Raw genomic sequence first — 20,173 nt, 5'->3', positions numbered from 1 at the left:
TCCGTGACGGGATCGGCGCTGCTGGGGGGCGTGGTGGTCACTGGGTTCCTCCGTCCTGGTCCGGCCGTCGGCCGGAGTGGTCCATCCCCGTATTGTCCTCCCCTGTAGCGGACGTGTCGCGCAGATTGCCCGCTTCGTTTCTCTCGGCACCCCGGACGGAGTCGGCATCGGAGTCCGCGTCGGGGCCGGCGTCGGGATCTGCGCCGTGATCCTTGCGGGCCGGAGCCTGCCGGCGCTTGAGTTGGCGTCGCGCGCGCCGCCGCTCCCGGGCTGAGGTGCCCCGCTTCGAGGCCTCTTCCGCGCGCGATGCCCCGGCCCCGGACTGGCCGCCGGTCGCGCGGCGGACCACGCCGTCCAGGGTCTCATAGGCCCGGCCCCACGGGCCCTCCAGGCTGGCGGCCCGGCCCTTGAGCCGGGTGTCCCGGTAGTCCGATGCCCCGGCCGGAGCGGGTTCGCCCTCGAGCCACGGTTTGGCGTGGAAGTACTTGATGGTGGCGTTCAGGAAGGCCATGGCCGGCACGGCGAAGATCGCCCCCACCAGGCCCATCACGGCAGTACCGCCGGCGACGGCGAGGAACACGGCGAGCGGGTGGAGGCTGACGGCGCGGCCCATCACCAGTGGCTGCAACACGTTGCCCTCGATCTGCTGCACCAGCAGGACCACGCCCAGCATGATCAGGGCGTTCACCCACCCGTTGGCCACGAGTGCCAGCAGGACGGCCACAGCACCGGTCAGGAAGGCACCGACCAACGGGATGAAGGAGCCGAAGAACACCAGCACGCCAAGCGGAAGGGCCAGTGGCACCCCGAGGATCCAGGCGCCCAGGCCGATGCCGACGGCGTCCACGAACGCCACGAAGATCTGCACCCGGACGTAGCTGCCGAGGGAGTCCCAACCGACCTGGCCGGCGCCGTCGATGGCCTGACGGTGGCGGCGTGGCACGAAGTTCAGGCAGAAGTGCCAGATCCCCTTGCCGTCGAACAGGAAGAAGATCAGGGCGAAGACCACCAGGACGGTGCCGGCAGCGATGTTCCCGGCGGTGGACCCGAAGCCCAGGGCGCCCGAGACGATGGTCTGGCTGTTGTTGCGCACCGCCTCGGTGAGGTCAGAGGCGATGTCATTCCACTGGACGGTGGTCACGCCCATGGTCTCCAGCCAGCCGACGATCCCCTGGACTCCGACCACGATCTGGTCACGCATGTCAGTGAATCCCACGGCGAGTTGTTGGCCCACGAGGGTCAGGATCCCCAGCACGAGGATGATGAAGCCCAGGATCACCACCGTGACCGAGAGCCCCCGGGGCAGGCCTCCCTTGACGAAACTCCGGTGGATCGGCATGAGGAGGGTGGTCAGCAGGGCGGCGATGATCAGGGGGATGACCAGGATGGAGACATTGCTGAGCAGCCAGATGCTGGCTCCGGCCATGGCCAGCACCAACAGCACTCGCCATGACCAGGCGGCGGCCACGGTCAGGCCATAGGGCAGGTCCGCGGAGAGACGATCTGCCCGATGCGCCGCGCTCATCTCGGGCTCCGGGGCCGCAGACCCGGCCACGGGGCCCACCGGATCAGGGACGCCGGATGGCGAGGTACCCGGATCACCGGGCTGGGGCCTGATGTTCAACGCGCTGCCTCCTGATGCTCGGATGGACGTGCTGCCAACGCTCCGGTGATTCCCCAGGACGCGGCCAACGACTCCCCCGGGCCGATCCACTCCAGGCCGTCGCCGCTGTTCAGGGCGTTGGCGGGCGCCGTCATCGGTTCCACGGCAAGGGCTCGGTGACGGCCGGGGAACCGGTCGGTGACGAAGACGTGGACGTATCCGAAGGCCGGTTCGGCCCAGAGCTCCACGGTACGCCCGTCCGGGGCCGTGAGCGTGTGGTGGTGTCGCCCGTCCGGCCCCGGGGTGAGGTCGGTGAACGCCGCATCCATCAGCTCGGGGCCGACCCGGCGGCCGGCCCGGAAATCCTCCATCGTGCCCCGGACTGGCCGTGCCCCGGTGGGGATGAGCCGATCGTCCGCCACGATCCGGGTGGCGGCGGACAGGGTGAGCGTGAGCTCCTCGCTGGGCACCTCCCCCAGGCGCAGGAAGGGGTGGGCGCCGAAAGCAGCGGGAGCGGGCCGGGTACCGCGGTTGGTGAGCCGCTGACGGACCGTGAGGGAGCCGGCGTCCTCCAGGGTGTACGTCACCTGGTGACTGAGGCGGAAGGGGTAGCCGTGCTGCGGGTGGATCTCCCCGCGCAGCACCACCTCACGCCCGGTGTGGGCCGTGGCCACGAACGCGGTGTTGCGTAGTAGCCCATGGCTGGCGTGGCCGCGGGAGGGCTCGGTGATATCGAGCTGCTGGACGGCGCCCTCCAGCTCCCAGCGTCCGTCCCGCACCCGGTTGGGCCATGGCGAGAGCTGGATACCGCACGCGGCCGGCGGCAGCTCATCCGCCCCGAAGCTCTCCACGAGGGGGGTGCCGCCCACCTCGTAGCGGCGCAGGGCCCCGGCCAACGAGGTGACGGTGGCCTCCGCGCCACCATGGCGCAACACGAACTGCGTCCCGGTGGCGGCGGGACCCCCGAAGTCTGGTGCGGTCATGGACATGGCTCCTCGGGCAACTCGGTCAGCGGAAGTGATGGGCTGGGACTGGGACTGGGGTTGGGGTTGGGATTGGGATTGGGACTGCAGCCCAGCCAACGCACCCGGAAAGCACAATGGCCGGCCCCGACCGGGGTCGCCGGTACGGGGCCGGCCGTGGGCCGGTGGGTGTCAGTCGCTGCCGCGCAGGATGGCCAGGATCCGCAGGATCTCGACGTACAGCCACACGAGGGTGACTGTCAGGCCGAAGGCAGCGGACCAGGAGTACTTCTGCGGCGCGCCGGCCTTCACGCCCTGGGTGATGGAGGTGAAGTCCATGACCAGGGAGAACGCTGCCAGGAAGACCGCAAGCAGGCCGATGCCCAGGCCCAGCAGCGGGAACTCGCCGCGCAGGCCGAACATGGCGTCCGTGACGCCGAAGAGCATGAGGAAGAGGTTGACCAGCGAGAACGCTGCGTAGCCGATCATCGCGACCATGAAGATCTTCATCGACTTGGCGGTGACGCGCCACTTGCCGGAGGCGAACAGCGCCAAGGTCACGGCGAAGACGCACAGGGTGGCCAGTACGGCCTGGACGGCGATCCCCGGCCACATCTGCTCGAAGACGCCCGAGATGCCTCCCAGGAACAGCCCCTGGGCGGCGGCGTAGAGCAGGATCAGCACGGGCGAGGGCTCCCGCTTGAAGGCGTTGACCAGGCCCAGAACCAGCCCGACGATGGCACCCGGGAGCATCAGGGCCGGCACGTTCCAACCGACTGCGGCGCCCACCACCACGAGCAGCAACGTCATGACGGTCTTGCCGATCACGTCGTTGTAGCTCATCCGGCCGGTATCTCCGGGACCGGCTGCGGGTTCGCGGTAGGACTGCTCCAGCTGGGCCAGCTGCTCCGGAGTGTACTGCTGCTGTCCGGCTTGCTGCTGGCTGGCCTGAGGCTGGGTCCGCTTCCCCGGGGCACCTCCCTGGTACCAGCCGGGCGTCTGAGTCGCGGTGCTTCCGTCACCGGAGTGCATCTGCTGCTGGAAATTCTTGCTGTTGAAGACGGGGTTGGCCACGGGCCATCTCCTCATGTTGGTGGCGTGCAGTCCACTTCGCGTGGTTCCTGTCCGGGGGGGCCGGCCTGGACCTGCAGTGGGGGCTGGGACCAGTCTATCCGGAATGGCTGAGAATCAACCGGGAGCGGCCACCGGGGCTCACCGATCCGCGCTCGGCTGAATCCGCAGCTTCCGCGCGGCATCAGTGGGTACCCCCAGTGGGACTCGAACCCACAACACAGAGATTTTAAGTCTCCCGCCTCTGCCAATTGGGCTATGGGGGCGCGGCGAACCGGACCACAGACGACGCCGGCCCGGCACCCCTCAAGGGTACCGGGCCGGCGTCGTGGTTCCGGAATGGACCCGGATCAGTGCGTCACTTCTTCGCGGACTCCAGCACCTTCGGGTTGTCGAAGCGGCCGGGCTTCAGCTCGCCGCCGGCAGCCTCCAGGAAGGGGTTGTGCGGGTTCTCCAGGCCTTCGAGCGGGGTGGTGTCCCGGCCGAGGACGAGCTCGTTGAGCCAGCCGGTGAGAACGCGGAACTTGCGCTCGTACATGGGCATGGCCAGGCCGTGGTAGCCGCGGTGGGCCAGCCACGCCGGGATGCCGGTGAGCTTGAGGCCCATCGGGTTGCCCACGCCCTTGCCGAAGCCCAGTCCGGCCACGGCGCCCAGGGACTTGTGCACGTACTCCTCCACGGCACCCTCGCCGAAGCGGACGGCCAGCAGGTTCGAGGCCAGGCGGCGGGCCTGGCGCACGGCGTGCTGGGCGTTGGGAACGCAGTGCCCGCCGGGGCCGTCCCCGGTCAGGTCCGGCACGGCGGCCACATCGCCGGCGCCCCAGGCACCCTCGAGCACGCCGCCGGTGCCGTCGGAGATCTGGAGCGTCGGGGTGACCTCGATCCGGCCGCGCTGCTCCACGGGGAAGTCGGTCTGCTTGGCCACGGCGTTGGCGGCCACTCCGGCGGTCCACACCAGGGTGTCGGACTCGAAGGTGCCGGCATCCGACTTGTCCTGCATGTTGATGAGCTTGAGCACGCCGCCCTCGGCACCGGCCAGGGAGGTGTTCAGCAGCACCTCGATGCCGCGGGCCTTCAGGTGGTCCACCACCTCGAGGGCCACGTCCTCGCCGACCTCGGGCATGATCTTGCCCATGGCCTCGATCAGCACGATGCGGGCGTCCGACTGGGCCAGGCGCGGGTTCTTCTTGATGTAGGACCGGATCAGGTCCTCCATCTCGGAGATGGTCTCCACGCCGTTGAAGCCCCCGCCCACCACGGCAAAGGTCAGGGCGCGGGAGCGGGCCGCAGGGTCCGTCATGGTGGAGGCGATCTCCAGGCGGTCCAGGATCTGATTGCGCAGCTGGACGGCCTCCTGCACGGTCTTCATGCCGATGCCGGCCTCGCCCAGACCCGGGATGGGGAACACGCGGGTGGTGGCGCCGGCGGTCATCACCACGTCCTGGTACGGGATCTCGAACTCGGCGCCGTCCTGGGTCTGCACCGTGGCGGTCTTGCGGGCGTGCTCCACCTTGATGACCTTGCCCTGGACCACCTCGGTGCGCTTGAGGTGCGTGCGGTGGTCCACCACGATGTGGCGCGGCTCGATGTGCCCGCCGACGACCTCCGGCAGGAACGGCTGGTAGGTCATGTAGGGGTTCGGGTCCACGAGGGTGACGACCCCGCCACGCTCCTTGACCTTCTTCTCCAGGTTCTTGGCGACGTACAGGCCGGCGTAACCGCCGCCGACGATCAGGACACGGGGCTTGGGGGACAGCTGCGGAGTGGTTGCCATGCCCCCATCCTAAACCCAAACCGCCCACTTCGTGAAACTTTTCACATAGTCACAATCTCCCGGACTGGTCAGCGGTCGGTAGAGGACCTGCGTTGCCTCAGGAAGGCCGTCACCGCGGCCGCCCCCAACCCGGCGACCACCACTCCGGTGCCGATCACCAGCACCGGCTGGAGCCCCGGTGCCGGGTCCAGGGCCTCCCCCGCCTGCGGCAGGTCCGTGGGCAGCGGGTCCGAGGACGACGTCGGCCCACTCGTCTCCCCGCCGGGCGCGGCAGACGGCGTGGGGGCATCGGAGGACTCGGCACGGCGGTGTACGCGGACCCAGTCGGCCAGGGTGTCCATCGGATTGCGGTCCACTGTCCCCACTTCCCCCTGTACGGCCGCTGCTGCATCGATGATGCCGTGGCCGTAGACCGGGTCCTCTCCGGGCACGCCGGCATCCTCCGCCGTGACCAGGATCCGGTGGATGACCTGATGGGCGGGCATCTCCGGGTGGGCCGCGCGGATCAGCGCGGCCAGCCCGGCCACGAGCGGCGCGGCCCCTGACGTTCCGGCCCACTGCTGGCGGGCTCCGCCCGGCACCGCGCCGACGAGGGGCTCGGCAGGGGCGGCTACCCCGATCGAGATGCCCTCGGTGGACGAGTCCCAGCTCGCCGTTCCGTCCGCGTTGAGTCCTGCCACCGTCAGCACGCCCGGGATGGTGGCCGGCGCCCCGGCGGTCATGGTGCCGGAGGCGCGGTTGCCCGCCGCGGCCACCACCACCACATCGTTCTGCTCAGCGTGCAGGAACGCGCGGTCCCAGCTCTCCGGCCAGTCCGGGCGCGTGGAGCCCAGGGACATGTTGATGACGTCCGCGCCCTGGTCCACGGCCCACGTCACGGCCTGGGCGATCTGGTTCTCCGGCGAGGGACTGTCCTGGCCCTGGGCACCGAGGTCCACCGAGATGGACAGCAACTTCGCCTGCGGCGCCACCCCCACGATCCCGTCCGGGCCGGCCACGCCGGGCACCGTCTCTGCAACGGCCTCCCGGCCCGAGGGGCCAGAAGGATCAGAGGAGTCCGCGGCCCTCGGCTCGCCCGAGGGCAGGGTGGAGGGCACCGGGGTGGCCTTGGCGGACTGCCGCTGTTCCTCGGCCCGGCTCAGCGCGGCCTCGTTGTTGCCGTGGCCGGCCAGCACGGAGGCCACCAGCGTGCCGTGCTCGGCCATCTGGCCCACGGGCTCGGTGCCGGACTCGTCTCCGGCCCCGGAGACGTCCAGGCCGCCGGTCACCTGACCGGTCAGGTCGGGGTGGTCGGCGTCGATTCCCGTGTCGATGACGGCCACGGTGACACCCTCGCCCCGCGTGCTCTCCCAGGCCTGTCTGAAGCCGTAGTCCTCGAGCCAGTACTGCTGGTCCCGCCACTCGTCGGCCGCGGCGGCCGGTGGGGAGCCCAGTGGGAGGAGGCCCAGCAGCAGGACGAGGAGCAGCACCGGGGCGGCCGCAGCGGTGGCGGCCCGGCGCCGAATCATCCGGCCTGGGACAGGGCGATCCCGTCCAGGATGTCGTGTTCGGAGGCGGTGGCGGTGGTGACGGATCCCCCGCCGGCCTGCGCCACTCGGCGCACGATCATGGACCAGATCAGGGCCCCGGCCCCGATCACGTCCACCCGTCCCGGGTGCATGTAGGGCAGCTCGGCCCGTTCCGCACGGGTCGCCGCGAGCAGCCGGCCGGCGGTATCCGCGATGACGTCCACATCCAGCTCGGCACCGTGGATCACGTCCGGCCGGTAGGCCGTCAGGCCCAGCGCTGCGGCGGTCACGGTGGTCACGGAACCGGCCACTCCCACCACGCCGGCCGCCTCCCCCAGCGGCACCCTCGCCTCGACCTCGTCCAGGACGGCCTCGATCTGCTCGGCGGCTGAGGAGATCTCCGCCTCCGTGGGCGGGTCGGACCGCAGATGGCGTTCGGTGAACCGCACGCAGCCCATCGGCACGCTCAGGGAGTGGGTCACGGCGGGCCCCGAGGCAGGACCTCTCGGCCCCGTCCCCCCGCCCTGGGCACTGTCCGGGCGGAGAGGACCGGTCATGTCCGCCTGCACGGCACCGAGGACGAACTCGGTGGAGCCGCCGCCCAGGTCCACCACGAGCACTGGCCCCCCGGCCTCACGAGCGAAGCGCGGCGACAGTACGGAGGCCGCCCCGGCGAAGGACAGTGCGGCCTCCTCCTCTCCCGAGACGACCTCTGGCTCCACGCCCAGCCGGTCGCGGATGCCAGCAGTGAAGTCGGCGGCGTTGGCAGCGTCCCTGCTGGCCGAGGTGGCCACGAAGCGCACCGACTCGGCGCCGAGCTCACGGATCACCGCCGCATAGTCCTCGGTGGCGGCGAAGGTGCGCTCCATGGCGGTCTCGGACAGCCGGCCGGTGGCATCCACCCCCTCGCCGAGACGCACCACACGCATCTCCCGGTGCAGGTCGACGAGCTGTGGGGAGCCCTGCCCGCCGTCCGGGCCGGTCTCAAGGCGGGCCACGAGCAGGCGGATGGAGTTGGTTCCGCAGTCGATAGCGGCCACGGTCCGCGCCTCGGGAACCGCCTCCGTGCCCGGTTCCGGTTCAGCTGACGAATCGGCCTCCCCATCAGCTTCCGACTCCGTCACCGCAGCCTCGGCCACCTGGACGGGATTGCGTTCTCCCGCCAGCCGCTTCACGTGCCGGCTGAGGTCCTTGTGGGGCACGGGGGCCTCCTGGTCCCAGGCACCGGCACAGCGGCAGGTCTCCGCGTCCCACTCCCCGCGGACCAGGTCCAGGGCTTCATCGCCGAGGGGGTTCACTCCGGGGCCGGCTGCCAGCGAGTGCCCCACGAGCACGTGCAGGCACTTGACCCGCTCGGGCATGCCACCGGCGGAGATCCCGGTGATCTCGGGGACCCCGTCCGTGCCGGCCACCCGCCCCACCCGGTCCCGTTCGGCCAGGTAGGCCTCATGGGCGCCGCGATAGCGGGAGGCCAGGTCCTCGTCCCGGCCGAGCCGCTCGGTCATCTCCGCCATGGTCCCGGCGGCCTCCAATCGGGAGACGGCCGCGGTCAGCACGGGATGCGTGAGGTAGAACGTGGTGGGGAAGGGAATCCCGTTGGACAGTCGTGGGGCGGTGGTGGCCACCAGCGGGTTGCCGCACACGCACCGGGCCCCGATCTCGGCGACGTCACGGGCCGGGCGGTTCAGTTGCCGGCTGATGGTGTCCAGGTCCTGCTGCGTGGGGGTACGGTCCGGGTTCTGCGTCATGGTCTTGTCTGTGCCTCGCCTGGGTGCGGTGGTGCCGTTGGCCGGTGCTCCAGCCTAGTCGGTCCCCGCGCGCACCACGGAGTCCCAGAGGGCATCCGCCCAGGGCAGCTCCGGGTTGACCTCGCCCGGGCTGGCCGGTGCCGGCACCGGGTCCTCCACGTTCTCCTCGCCACCGATGACCATGTAGGTCTGTTCCCCGGGCATCACGAGGTTGAAGCGTTCGCGGGCCTGCTGCTGGATGTAGGCCGGATCATCCCAACGGGAGATCTCGTTCGTGAGGTCCTGTTCCAGCTGCCGCTCCGCGGCGATGTCCTCCTGGACGGTGCGCAGCTCGGCCTGCTGGTCCAGGAACACCCGCAGGGTCGGGGCCAGCAGCACCGCGGCCACGAAGAGCACCACGAGGAAGGCCACGGAGCGGCCGGTGAAGTTCCGGGCCGGGACGGGCTCCACCACGGCAGAGTGGTCAGTGGCCGCCGGACCGGGGCGAGTGGCCGGTGAGGCGGTGGCGCCTGGGGCCGCCGGTGAGGCGCGGCGCGGGCCACGGCGGCGCAGCCGGGGGGTGGAGCGGTGGAGCAGGGCACGGCGGGCCTCAGCGCGGCGCTGCTCGGGGGTCGGCTCCGGCTCGGCCGCCGGATCGTCTGCAGGCTCCACCTCAGGAGCTGCTTCGGCCGAATCCACCACAGCGGCTTCGGCCACAGCGGCTTCGGCCACAGCGGTGTCGGCCTCAGGGGCTGGGCCGGTGGCTGGGGCCCCGGCGGGGGCCGGCTCCTGCCGGGAGGGCGCCGCGTCGAGCGGAATGACCTTCGCGGAGTGCCCGCCCACGGGGTGGGCCGAGGCACCGGCGCCCTCGAACCGAGGTGAGGGGCCGGCGTCGTAGGCTGCGTGTCCTGCGCGAGAGGCGGACTGACGGGAGGAGCCTCCCGCGCCGACCTCCGCGAACTGGCGCTGTGAGGTCTTGGGGACCCGAGGGCGTCGAGTTGCCACCTGCACCTCCCGCGTGCTGATCAGAGACCGGAAATCTGACGTGTAGACCCGGCGGCCGGCCGGGTCCCTCTGACGATAACCGCTGATCTGCGAGCAGCCCGGGCAGCGCGCCGGGTCGTGATCACTTTGGGGGCAGGTCGAACCGATTCGACCTGCCCCCAAAGCGTGCTGAGGTGCGCAGACGTGCGCTGCGGCGAACTCTGAGGAGCGCCTGCGAGCTGTCAGCCGCGATCGGCGCGCGGGAAGGCCGAGGCGCCCGCGTAGATCGCGGCGTCACCCAGCTCCTCCTCGATACGCAGCAGCTGGTTGTACTTGGCCACCCGGTCCGAGCGGGCCGGGGCACCGGTCTTGATCTGGCCGGCGTTGGTGGCCACGGCCAGGTCCGCGATGAAGGTGTCCTCCGTCTCGCCGGAACGGTGCGAGATCATGCAGTGGAACTGGTGGCGCTGGGCCAGGGAGATCGCATCGAAGGTCTCGGTCAGGGAGCCGATCTGGTTGACCTTGACCAACAGGGCGTTGCCGGAGGCCTCGTCGATGCCACGCTGCAGCCGCTCGGGGTTCGTGACGAACAGGTCGTCACCCACCAACTGCACGCGGTCTCCGAGGGCCGCGGTGAGCCGGGCCCAACCGTCCCAGTCGTTCTCGTCCAGCGGGTCCTCGATGGAGACCAGCGGGTAGTTCGCCACGAGCTCCTCGTAGTACGTGATCATCTGCTCCGAGGTCTTCTGCTCTCCCTCGAAGGTGTAGGTGCCGTTCTCGCAGAACTCGGAGGAGGCCACATCCAGGGCCAGCGCGATCTCCTTGCCGGGGGTGTAGCCGGCGCGGGTGATGGCCTCGGTGATCAGGTCCAGGGCGGCGCGGTTGGTCTCCAGGGAGGGAGCGAAGCCACCCTCATCCCCCAGGCCGGTGCCCAGCTCGCGCTCCTGCAGGACCTTCTTGAGCGTGTGGTAGACCTCGGCACCCCAGCGCAGGGCCTCGGAGAAGCTCGGTGCGCCGATCGGGACGACCATGAACTCCTGGATGTCCACATTCGAGTCGGCGTGGGCGCCGCCGTTGAGGATGTTCATCATCGGCACCGGCAGCACGTGGGCGTTCGGCCCGCCCAGGTATTTGAACAGCGACAGGTCGGAGGAGGCGGAGGCTGCGCTGGCCACGGCGAGGGAGACGCCGAGGATGGCGTTGGCCCCGAGAGTGCCCTTGTTCTCCGTGCCGTCCAGGTCGATCATCAGGGCGTCGATCAGGCGCTGGTCCGTGGCGTCCTCGCCCTCGAGCTCATCGGCGATGGTCTCGATCACGGCGTTGACCGCACCGAGCACGCCCTTGCCGAGGTAGCGATCCTGATCGCCGTCACGGCGCTCCACGGCCTCGAACTCGCCGGTGGAGGCACCGGAGGGCACCGCAGCGCGGCCCAGGGAACCGTCCGTCAGCAGGACCTCCACCTCCACGGTGGGATTGCCGCGGGAATCCAGGATTTCACGGGAATGGATGGCGTCGATCAGGGCCATGTGCGGTCTCCTTTGAAGGGTTCTCTTCGGTGGGGCGGCGCGGGGGCGCAACGCGGGTTCAGCCTATCCCGTCGCGGCAGTGCCCGAGAGGTCGTGACGCAGCCGGGTCAGGTGCCGCCTCAGGGCCCGCTCCGGGTCCAGTCCCGCCGCCCGCGAGTGTTGGACCAGGCGGAACAGCTCGGCCCCCAGCTCGGTCTCGTCCTGCAGGACAGCAGGATCCAGGTCCGACGGCGGCAGGCCGGCTCCGGCGAGCGGGTCCACCGGTTGCCGGGCGGCGCGGTCCACCACCTTCGCGGCGGCCGCCAGGGCAGGCAGGTGTGCCGGAACGTCCGCGAAACCAGCGGCGCCGGCCACCGCGGCGGGTGCGCCTTCGAACGAAGCCGCCGCTGCGCGTTCCTCCTTCTTGATCCGCTCCCAGTTCTTCTCGATGTCCGCGATGGAGGCCGACGCCAGCTCCCGGGCGGAACGCAGAGACCCGTCCGGGTGGAAGACGTGCGGATTGCGGCGGATCATCTTGTCCGTGATGGCCGCCACCGTGCCGTCGAAGGTGAAACCGCCGACGTCCTGGGCGATGGCCGAATGCAGGACCACCTGGAACAGCACATCGCCCATCTCCAGACGCAGCCGCTCGTAGGTGCCGTCCATCAGCGGCCCCTCGGGCCAGGCCGCTGCGGGGACGGACTCGATGACCTCCACGGCCTCGTAGGCCTCCTCGACGAGGTATTCGGTCAGCACGTCATGGGTGAGCCGCCGCGTCCAGGGGCAGTGTTCCCGCAGTCGGGCGACCACCCAGACGAGGTGGTCGACGGCCTCACTCATCGTCGTCGATGGCCTCCAGGCGCACTGGGCCCTCGCCGTCCGCGTCTCCGGAGATGGCGTCCCCCCAGGACTCCACCAGCAGCTCGGCCAGGGCCTCCCGCTCCTCCAGCGGGAGGAACGCGGCCTCGGCGGCGTTGAGCTGGAAGTCGAGCAGCTCCTCGAGGGAGTAGTTGAAGACCTCGGCGAGCAGGTAGAGCTCGTCCGTCAGGGACACCCCGCTCATCAGGCGGTTGTCCGGGTTGACGGTGACGCGGAAGCCCAGCTGGGCAAGCATGTCGATGGGGTGGGTGGAGACGGTGCCGCCGTAGGAGGCCACGGCCCCGGTCTGCAGGTTCGAGGAGGGGCACACCTCGAGGGCGATCCCGCGGTCGCGGACCCAGTCGGCGGTGGTGCCGAGTTCCACGAGGGCATGGTCCTCACCCACCTGCTCCCCGTTCTCGTCCTCGGCGTTGAACTCCACCGTGATGTCATCAGCGATCCGCACGCCGTGGCCCAGGCGCAGGGCCCGGCCGTTGACGAGGGCGTCCTGGATGGAGGCGATCCCGTCCGACTCGCCCGCATGGACGGTGGCCGGGAACTGCTGGGTGGCCAGCCAGGTGAAGGCGTCGGTGAACCGGGATGGCGGGAAGCCGGCCTCCGGCCCGGCGATGTCGAATCCCACTGCGCCGTTCTCGCGGTGGCGCACGGCGAGCTCGGCGATCTCCATGGACCGCTCGTTCTGGCGCATGGCCGTGATGAGCTGGCCCACGCGGATCGGGGTGCCCGCCTCCTCGGCGCCTTCCACGCCTTCCTGGAGTCCGGTCTGGACGGCCTCAACGGCCTCGTCCAGGCTCAGCCCGCCGGCGGTGTGCTGCTCCGGGGCCCAGCGGATCTCTGCGTAGACCACGCCGTCCTCCACGAGGTCCTCCACGAACTCTCGCGCCACTCGCCGCAGGCTGTCGGCACTCTGCATGACGGCGATGGTGTGGTCGAAGGTCTCGAGGTAGCGCTCCAGCGTGCCGGAGTTCGCGGACTCGGCGAACCACTCGGCCAGGGAGTCGGCGGTGTCCACGGGCAGCTCGTGGCCGATCTGCCCGGCGAGCTCGAGGATGGTGGCGGGCCGCAGTCCGCCGTCCAGGTGGTCGTGGAGGCTGATCTTGGGCAGGGCGGCCAGATCGACGTCGAGGGGCGAGGGGGCGGAGAATTCGATCGCGTCAGTCACGGGGCGAGTCTACGGCAGGGGCCGCACCGTGATCGGCCGGTCCTGTCTGCACGGCTGGACCAGAGCGCGCGGCCAGCCTCGCCAGGACCCGCTTCAGGATCAGGTCCGCCACCCAGCCGGCCGCTGCCGCTGCGACGACGGCGACGGTGATCTGCAACAGGGTGTTGTCCAGCCACCCGGTGGTGGCCTTGGCGATGCCGATCGAGTACCCGGACCAGAGGAACGCCGCGAAGATGTCCAGCAGGGTGAACCTCAGCCGGGGGAAGCCGGTGGCGCCGGCCGTGTAGTTCACGGCCACCCGTCCCCCCGGGATATACCGGGCCGTGCAGATCACCATGGCGCCGTGGCCGTCCAGGGCGCGGCGGGCGCTGCCGACGGCACGGCGCACGCTGCGCGTCCGCATCCAGCGGAAGCGATCGGTCCCGATGGCCCGGCCGAGGCTGTAGGCAATCTGGTCCCCGGTGATGGCCCCCAGGGCCCCGAGCAGCCAGAGCCACCACAGGGACACGGTGTCGACGGTCCCCGAGATCGAGGCCAGCGCCACGATCACCGACTCGGAGGGCACCAGGGGGAAGAAGCCGTCGATGGTGCACAGCAGGTACACGGCCGCCAGCACCCACCACTGCCCGGCGGCGTGGAGAACGGCTTCCGATGAGCTGGAACACCAGATCAGCCTAACGACCGGAAGGGGACCACCGGCCCGCTCCGGCTCAGGTTCCGGGGCGGTTCCGGGTCATCCCTGAGACGTACTGCGCAGCTCACCCGATGCGGTCGAAGATCAGCGGCTTCGGGGAGAAGCCCTCCGCAGCGGCGGTGCCCGCGGCGGCCACCTCATAACCGCCCTCGAGCGCACCCAGTGCGCGCTCGAACTGCTCCGGAGTGTCAGTCAGCAGCGTCAGCAGCGGCTGACCGGCCTGCACGGCATCCCCGGGCTTCGCGTGCATCCGCACCCCGGCAGCGGCCTGGACGGGGGCGTCCTTGCGGGTCCGCCCGGCCCCGAGCCGCCATGCGGCCAGGCCCACGGCCATGGCGTCCAGGCGGGTCAGCACCCCGGACTCCGGTGCGGTGACCACGTGGGACTCCCGCGCCGAGGCCATCGGGGCGTCCGGGTCCCCGCCCTGGGCGGAGATCATCCTGCGCCACACGTCCATCGCACGGCCGTCAGCCAGGGCCTCGGCCGGATCCACGCCGCTCACGCCGGCCCCGGCCAACATGGCGCGGGCCAGTTCAACGGTCAGTTGCACGACGTCGGCCGGTCCCCCACCAGCGAGGACCTCCACCGATTCGGCCACCTCGATGGCGTTGCCGGCGGTGAGCCCGAGAGGGGTGTCCATGTCCGTGAGCAGGGCCGAGGTGTTCACCCCGGCGTCCTGCCCGAGGTCCACCATGGTGCGGGCCAGTTCACGGGCCATGGGCTCGGTCTTCATGAACGCCCCGGAGCCGCACTTCACGTCCAGAACCAGGGTCCCGGTGCCCTCGGCGATCTTCTTGGACATGATGGAGGAGGCGATCAGCTCGATGGCCTCCACGGTGCCCGTGACGTCCCGCAGCGCGTAGAGCTTCTTGTCCGCCGGGGCCAGCCCGGACCCGGCGGCACAGATCACGGCGCCGATGTCAGAGAGCTGGTCCATCATGGCGGCGTTGGACAGGTCCGCCCGCCAACCGGGGATGGCCTCCAACTTGTCCAGCGTGCCACCGGTGTGACCCAGCCCGCGGCCGGAGAGCTGGGGCACGGCCACCCCGTACACCGCCACCAGCGGTGCCAGCGGCAGCGTGATCTTGTCCCCGACCCCACCGGTGCTGTGCTTGTCCGCGGTCGGCTTGGGGCCGGCGTCGTGCCCCGCCCCGGCCTGACGGAGAGCGGAGAAGTCCATTCGCTCGCCTGAGGCGATCATGGCGTGCGTCCACCGCGCGATCTCGGCGCGTTCCATCCCGTTGAGCAGGATGGCCATGGACAGGGCGGACATCTGCTCATCCGCCACCACGCCGCGGGTGTAGGCGTCCACCACCCAGTCGATCTGGCCGTCCGTCAGCCGCTGGCGGTCCCGCTTGGCGCGGATGACCTCGATGGCGTCGAAGGGCTCTGCGGTGCGGGTCATCGCGTCCTCTCGTCCTGCTGGGCCTGCTGCGCTTGCTGGGCCTGCCGGCTCTGTTCGGCCATTCCAGCCATGTCTGCGGGCCCGAAGGCGTGCGGCAGGACCTCCTCCATGGTCAGTTCCCCGTCCGGTCCCATCAGGCGCATGCCCGGGGCGTGGAACTCGAAGAGCAGCTGGCGGCACCGGCCGCACGGCATCAGGACCTGCCCGTTGCCGTCCACGCAGTAGAACGCCACCAGGCGGCCCCCACCGGTCATCTGCAGGTTGGAGACCAGGGAGCACTCTGCGCACAGGGTCAGCCCCAGCGAGGCGTTCTCGATGTTGCAGCCGGCCACCACACGGCCGTCCTCCACCAGCGCTGCGGCCCCCACCGGGAACCCCGAATACGGCACGTAGGCGCGCGTCATGGCGGCCCGCGCCGTGGACTCCAATCGGTCCCAGTCGATGCCGGAGCCCGTGGGCATCAGGCGCGGGAGGGACGCCGTCAGGGGGATGTCATCCTCGAACGGATCGGCGAACTGGCCGGCAGGCTCCTCGCCCGCCCCATACTCGTGCTGTTCCACGGCTACTCCTTCACTATTCCTTCACGTACGGCGAGCCGGCGGCTGCCGGACCACGCGAGCGGCCCACCAACCCTGCCACCACCAGCACCGTCACGAGGTACGGCAGCATCGCCATGAACTGGCTGGGGACCGGGGTGCCCAGGATGGCCAGCACGTACTGCATGTTGGTGGTGAACCCGAACAGCAGGGCGGCGAAGAAGGCTCCGATCGGGTTCCACCGGCCGAAGATCACGGCCGCCAGCGCGATGAAGCCCTGCCCCGCGGTCATCTCCCTGGAGAAGGAGGAGGCGGACACCAGGGTGAAGAAGGCCCCGCCCATGCCGGCGATCGCACCGCCGAGCAGCACGTTGACGTACCGGGTGCGGATGACATTGATCCCCACGGTGTCCGCGGCCTTGGGATGCTCGCCGACCGCCCGCACGCGCAGACCCCACTTGGTGTGGAACAGACCGAGGTACAGGGCGATCACGATCAGGTACATGCCGTAGCCCAGCAGGGTCTGGTCGAACAGGATGGGGCCGATGATGGGGATGTCCGCCAGTCCCGGGATCCGCAGGGACGGGAAGTGCGGCGGCGAGTTCAGGGCGGATGAGTTCGAGGCCAGCACCGTGCTGAACAGGAAGCTGGTCAGACCCGCCACGAGGACGTTGAGGACCACCCCGACGATGATCTGGTTCACCAGGTAGCGGATGGAGAACACCGCCAGCAGCACCGAGACGAGCACGCCGGCCACCACAGCCGCGAGCAACCCCGCCCAGACGGAGCCCGTCACCGAGCCGGTGACGGCAGCGGTGAAGGCACCGGCCAACAGCTGGCCCTCGATCGCGATGTTCACCACGCCGGCCCGTTCCGAGAGGACGCCGGCCATGGAACCGAAGATCAGTGGAATGGCCAGGGTCACGGAACCGGCGATCAGTCCGGTGAGGAACACGGTGGTGGTGTTCGCCGCGCCGACCACCCAGACCAGGAAGCCCATGACGAACAGGGCCGCGAACACGGCGGCGGCCCAGCCGGCGACGGTGCCCGTCCGCCGCACCTGCAGTGATCCCCACACGGTCAGGAGCGCCAACAGGACGGTCACGGTCCACCCGAAGGCCACCGTGGGTGCCACCACGTCAGGTATCTGGACGGCGTCGGCGTCCGTGGAGATGCGGAACGTGGCCGAGGCCCCTGAGGCGTTCAGGGCGAAGACCACCAGGGCGACCACGGTGAGCACCGCGAAGGCGATCGGCGTGGTCCAGTGGCGGACGATGTCCTTGGTCGGCTCCGCGGCGGAGCGTGCGGCCGGGGCGCCCGGGGTGGGAGCGCCGGGTGAGGTCACGGTGGTGCTCATCGCTGCTGGCCTTCCGCGTCGGGGGTGGTACTCGACTCATCGGCCGGGCCGGTGTCGCTGGAACCGACGTCACCCGATCCCGGACTCTCTCCTGCCCCGGCCTCCTCGGAGGGGGTGGTGTGGCCACCGGCGGTGGAGGTGGTGGAGGCCACCGCGCCGGCCAGGGCCGGCTGGGTGAGGGGGTCGGCGGTCTTGCGCTCCTGCAGGGCCCCGGGCGCCGGCAGACGGAAGATCAGGCGCACCAACGGCGGTGCCGCGATGAACAGCACGATCATCGACTGGATGATCAGCACGATGTCGATCGGGACGCCCGTCTCGGTCTGCATGGTGACGCCGCCGGCGCGCAGCGCGCCGAACAGCAGGCCCGCCGCGAACACCCCGAGCGGATTGGAGCGGCCCAGCAGGGCCACCGTGATGGCATCGAATCCGAAGGACCCGGCCACGTCCGTGTTCAGCATCTTCTCCGTGCCGGAGACCTGGGCCATTCCGGCCAGGCCCGCGAGTCCACCGGAGAGGGCCATGGCGATCACGTACATGCCCTTGACGGACACCCCGGCGGTCCGGGCCGCATCCGGGTTGGCGCCCACGGCCCGCAACTGGAATCCGATGGTGGAGCGCTGCATGAGCCACCAGGCGAACGCGGTGGCCAGCAGGGCCACCACGAAGCCCCAGTTCAGCCGGAAGGAGTCCCCGAACAACAGGGGGAACTGAGCAGTGGCCGGCAGGAAGTCGGAGACCGGGTTGGTGGAGCCCGCGCGCTGGAGCACGGGGGTGTAGAGGAAGTAGGTGACCAGGTGGATGGCCACGTAATTGAGCATGATGGTCAGGATGACCTCGTGTGCCCCCGTCAGGGCCTTGAGGAAGCCCACCACGGCACCCCACAGCGCGCCGCCGAGGATGCCCATGACCAGTACGAGGATCAGGTGCAGCCCCACAGGCAGCTGCAGGTGGACGCCGAACCAGGTGGCGAACATGGCGCCGAAGATCATCTGGCCCTGACCACCGATGTTGAACATGCCGGACCGGAAGGAGATGGCGATGCCCAGAGAGATGATGATCAGTGGCGTGGCCACGGTCAGTGACTCCATCAGCGGGTAGATCCCCTGGCTGAAGGTGTCTGCGCTGTAGTTGAAGATCGCGCCGCGGAACAGGGCGGCATAGGCGGAGGACACGGCGGCCCAGGCTGCCGCCAGGGTGTCACCCGGCCGGGCGAAGAGGTAGCCGGAGGCCTCGATGACGTCCTCGTCCGTCACGATGATCAGCAGGGCGCTGATGACCAGGGACAGCACGATGGCGAGCACCGTCACGGTGCCGTTGCCGGCCAGGAGGCCCCGCATCGAGACGTTGCGGGCCCGGCCCTCGGTGGTGGCGGCGCTCATGCCGTGGTCCCCTTCCCCGTGGTTTCCGTGGTGTCTGTGGTGTCCGGGGAGTCTGTGGTGGACTCGCTGGCCATGGCCGGGTCCACGCCGGCCATCATCAGGCCGAGCTCGTCACGTGAGGTGCTGCCCGGCACGATCCCGATGATCCGGCCGTGGTACATCACGGCGATCCGGTCCGCCAGGTCCAGGACCTCCTCGAGTTCCGTGGAGACGATCATCACCGGCGTGCCGGAGTCCCGCTCGCGGATGATGCGGTCATGCAGGAATTCGATGGATCCGACGTCCACACCGCGGGTGGGCTGGGAGGCGATGAACAGCTTGAGCCCGTCCGCCAACTCGCGGGCCATGACGACCTTCTGCTGGTTGCCGCCGGACAGCGTGCCGACGGGCAGGTCCACGCCCTGGGTGCGGACGTCGAACTCCTGCACGCGCTGCTCGGCCAGGGCTCGGATGGCCTTGAGGTTCAGTTGGAAGCGGCCGCCTGCCGGGGCCCGGTCGAAGCGGTTGAGGACCAGGTTCTCCGCCACGGAGAACGAGCCCACCAGCCCGTCCGTGGAGCGGTCCTCCGGGACGTAGCCCACCCCGGCCCGGATGATCTGCCGGGTGGTGCGGCCGAGGAGTTCCTCGCCGTCCAACCGGACCGATCCCTGGGCCTTGAGCAGTCCCATGATGGCCTCGGTCAGCTCGGTCTGTCCGTTGCCCTGGACACCGGCGATGGCGAGGACCTCGCCCTGGCGGATGGAGAAGGACACCCGGTCCACCAGGCGGACGCCCTCGGGGCTCAGCACCGTCAGGTCCCTGACGGCGAAGGTCTCCTCCCCCAGGTCAGGCGCGGACTTGGTGGTGTTCAGCTCCACGGCGCGGCCCACCATGAGGGCGGCCAGCTCGGAGGGCTCGGCTCCCGGGTCCGCGGTGCCGACCAGCCGACCACGGCGCAGCACGCTGATCACGGTGGAGATGGCCTTGACCTCCCGCAGCTTGTGGGAGATGAAGACGATCGCGGTGCCGCTTTCCCGCAGCCTGCGGATGATGTCCAGCAGCTCATCCGTCTCCTGGGGGGTCAGCACGGCCGTGGGCTCATCCAGGATCAGCACGCGTGCGTCCCGGACCAGGGCCTTGATGATCTCCACCCGCTGCTGGACGCCCACGGGAAGGTCCTCCACCAGGGCATCCGGGTCCACATGGAAGCCGTACTCGTCAGAGATCTCGCGGATCCTGCGGCGGGTGGCCTCGAGATCGAGCGCGCCGGCAGCACGGGTGTGCTCGTCCCCCAGGGCCACGTTCTCGGCCACCGTGAACACGGGAATCAACATGAAATGCTGGTGCACCATGCCGATGCCTGCTTCCATGGCCTCACCGGGCCCACTGAACCGCACCGGCGTCCCGTCCACCAGGATCTCGCCCGCGGTCGGCTCATAGAGCCCGAACAGGACGTTCATCAGGGTGGACTTGCCAGCACCGTTCTCCCCCAGCAGGGAGTGCACCTCGCCGGACTCGACCGTGAGATCGATCGAGTCGTTGGCCGTGAAGGCGCCGAACCTCTTGGTGATGCCGCGTAACTCGAGTTTCACCGTGCTCCAGCCATTCTGGCCTTCAGAAGACCATCGCAGTGTTCATGTCCCGGTGT

Annotated in this window: 16 protein-coding genes and 1 tRNA gene; all 17 read right to left on the bottom strand. The window is 70.1% G+C overall.

Translation table 11 applies throughout. From position 1 onward, the window contains the following. Window positions 1–37: 37 nt before the first annotated feature. The 17 genes from IMT31_RS12545 to IMT31_RS12465 all read right to left on the bottom strand — a co-directional run bounded on the left by IMT31_RS12545 (window position 38) and on the right by IMT31_RS12465 (window position 20,117). Entirely contained in the window at window positions 38–1,555 is a 1,518-nt protein-coding gene (locus tag IMT31_RS12545; RefSeq protein ID WP_413542993.1) for an AI-2E family transporter, read from the bottom strand. A gap of 65 nt (window positions 1,556–1,620) precedes the next feature. Beyond that, window positions 1,621–2,586: an aldose 1-epimerase family protein gene (locus IMT31_RS12540; RefSeq protein ID WP_345354594.1), complete on the bottom strand. Its 966-nt coding sequence runs from the start codon at window positions 2,584–2,586 to the stop codon at window positions 1,621–1,623. A 171-nt stretch (window positions 2,587–2,757) separates the two neighbouring features. Then, window positions 2,758–3,654 carry a Bax inhibitor-1/YccA family membrane protein gene (locus IMT31_RS12535; RefSeq protein WP_413542992.1) on the bottom strand — a complete coding sequence of 299 codons (897 nt, stop codon included), beginning with the start codon at window positions 3,652–3,654 and terminating at the stop codon, window positions 2,758–2,760. A gap of 174 nt (window positions 3,655–3,828) precedes the next feature. Then, window positions 3,829–3,902, bottom strand: a tRNA-Leu gene (locus IMT31_RS12530). A 92-nt stretch (window positions 3,903–3,994) separates the two neighbouring features. Next, window positions 3,995–5,410 carry an NAD(P)/FAD-dependent oxidoreductase gene (locus IMT31_RS12525; protein WP_413542991.1) on the bottom strand — a complete coding sequence of 472 codons (1,416 nt, stop codon included), beginning with the start codon at window positions 5,408–5,410 and terminating at the stop codon, window positions 3,995–3,997. A 68-nt stretch (window positions 5,411–5,478) separates the two neighbouring features. Then, window positions 5,479–6,918 carry a S8 family serine peptidase gene (locus IMT31_RS12520; RefSeq protein ID WP_413542990.1) on the bottom strand — a complete coding sequence of 480 codons (1,440 nt, stop codon included), beginning with the start codon at window positions 6,916–6,918 and terminating at the stop codon, window positions 5,479–5,481. Further along, window positions 6,915–8,666, bottom strand: coding sequence for a DUF501 domain-containing protein (locus tag IMT31_RS12515; RefSeq protein WP_413542989.1), 1,752 nt, complete (start codon window positions 8,664–8,666; stop codon window positions 6,915–6,917). The genes IMT31_RS12520 and IMT31_RS12515 overlap by 4 nt, the downstream gene beginning before the upstream one ends. A 54-nt stretch (window positions 8,667–8,720) precedes the next feature. Next, window positions 8,721–9,650, bottom strand: a complete 930-nt coding sequence (locus IMT31_RS12510; RefSeq protein ID WP_413542988.1) for a septum formation initiator family protein — start codon at window positions 9,648–9,650, stop codon at window positions 8,721–8,723. Window positions 9,651–9,871: 221 nt separating this feature from the next. Continuing rightward, window positions 9,872–11,155, bottom strand: a complete 1,284-nt coding sequence (gene eno, locus IMT31_RS12505; protein WP_413542987.1) for a phosphopyruvate hydratase — start codon at window positions 11,153–11,155, stop codon at window positions 9,872–9,874. Window positions 11,156–11,218: 63 nt separating this feature from the next. Next, entirely contained in the window at window positions 11,219–11,974 is a 756-nt protein-coding gene (locus IMT31_RS12500; RefSeq protein ID WP_413542986.1) for a MazG nucleotide pyrophosphohydrolase domain-containing protein, read from the bottom strand. After that, window positions 11,967–13,175, bottom strand: a complete 1,209-nt coding sequence (locus IMT31_RS12495) for an adenosine deaminase (RefSeq protein WP_413542985.1) — start codon at window positions 13,173–13,175, stop codon at window positions 11,967–11,969. The genes IMT31_RS12500 and IMT31_RS12495 overlap by 8 nt, the downstream gene beginning before the upstream one ends. After that, complete coding sequence (locus tag IMT31_RS12490; RefSeq protein ID WP_413542984.1) at window positions 13,168–13,791, bottom strand: DedA family protein; 624 nt, start codon at window positions 13,789–13,791, stop codon at window positions 13,168–13,170. Before IMT31_RS12490 ends, IMT31_RS12495 begins: the two co-directional genes overlap by 8 nt. 142 nt (window positions 13,792–13,933) lie before the next feature. Next, entirely contained in the window at window positions 13,934–15,274 is a 1,341-nt protein-coding gene (locus IMT31_RS12485; RefSeq protein WP_345359593.1) for a thymidine phosphorylase, read from the bottom strand. After that, window positions 15,271–15,735, bottom strand: coding sequence for a cytidine deaminase (locus IMT31_RS12480; protein WP_413544420.1), 465 nt, complete (start codon window positions 15,733–15,735; stop codon window positions 15,271–15,273). The genes IMT31_RS12485 and IMT31_RS12480 overlap by 4 nt, the downstream gene beginning before the upstream one ends. Before the next feature lie 112 nt (window positions 15,736–15,847). Continuing rightward, the gene (locus tag IMT31_RS12475; protein ID WP_345359590.1) at window positions 15,848–17,167 is read right to left on the bottom strand and encodes an ABC transporter permease; all 1,320 of its coding nucleotides are present in this window, start codon (window positions 17,165–17,167) and stop codon (window positions 15,848–15,850) included. Then, window positions 17,164–18,546, bottom strand: a complete 1,383-nt coding sequence (locus IMT31_RS12470) for an ABC transporter permease (RefSeq protein ID WP_413542983.1) — start codon at window positions 18,544–18,546, stop codon at window positions 17,164–17,166. The genes IMT31_RS12475 and IMT31_RS12470 overlap by 4 nt, the downstream gene beginning before the upstream one ends. After that, window positions 18,543–20,117 carry an ABC transporter ATP-binding protein gene (locus tag IMT31_RS12465; protein ID WP_413542982.1) on the bottom strand — a complete coding sequence of 525 codons (1,575 nt, stop codon included), beginning with the start codon at window positions 20,115–20,117 and terminating at the stop codon, window positions 18,543–18,545. The genes IMT31_RS12470 and IMT31_RS12465 overlap by 4 nt, the downstream gene beginning before the upstream one ends. Window positions 20,118–20,173: the final 56 nt, after the last annotated feature.

Origin of the sequence: Citricoccus nitrophenolicus (assembly GCF_047305825.1) — a bacterium.
Lineage (GTDB): Bacteria > Actinomycetota > Actinomycetes > Actinomycetales > Micrococcaceae > Citricoccus > Citricoccus nitrophenolicus.
This window is presented reverse-complemented; position numbering and strand designations above follow the sequence as displayed.

Coding starts and splice junctions, on each gene's coding strand:
- IMT31_RS12485 (WP_345359593.1), bottom strand. CDS start 15,274: ATGACCCGCACCGCAGAGCCCTTCGACGCCATCGAGGTCATCCGCGCC.
- IMT31_RS12540 (WP_345354594.1), bottom strand. CDS start 2,586: ATGACCGCACCAGACTTCGGGGGTCCCGCCGCCACCGGGACGCAGTTC.
- IMT31_RS12515 (WP_413542989.1), bottom strand. CDS start 8,666: ATGACGCAGAACCCGGACCGTACCCCCACGCAGCAGGACCTGGACACC.
- IMT31_RS12480 (WP_413544420.1), bottom strand. CDS start 15,735: ATGCCCACGGGCTCCGGCATCGACTGGGACCGATTGGAGTCCACGGCG.
- IMT31_RS12500 (WP_413542986.1), bottom strand. CDS start 11,974: ATGAGTGAGGCCGTCGACCACCTCGTCTGGGTGGTCGCCCGACTGCGG.
- IMT31_RS12475 (WP_345359590.1), bottom strand. CDS start 17,167: ATGAGCACCACCGTGACCTCACCCGGCGCTCCCACCCCGGGCGCCCCG.
- IMT31_RS12535 (WP_413542992.1), bottom strand. CDS start 3,654: ATGAGGAGATGGCCCGTGGCCAACCCCGTCTTCAACAGCAAGAATTTC.
- IMT31_RS12525 (WP_413542991.1), bottom strand. CDS start 5,410: ATGGCAACCACTCCGCAGCTGTCCCCCAAGCCCCGTGTCCTGATCGTC.
- IMT31_RS12520 (WP_413542990.1), bottom strand. CDS start 6,918: ATGATTCGGCGCCGGGCCGCCACCGCTGCGGCCGCCCCGGTGCTGCTC.
- eno (WP_413542987.1), bottom strand. CDS start 11,155: ATGGCCCTGATCGACGCCATCCATTCCCGTGAAATCCTGGATTCCCGC.
- IMT31_RS12470 (WP_413542983.1), bottom strand. CDS start 18,546: ATGAGCGCCGCCACCACCGAGGGCCGGGCCCGCAACGTCTCGATGCGG.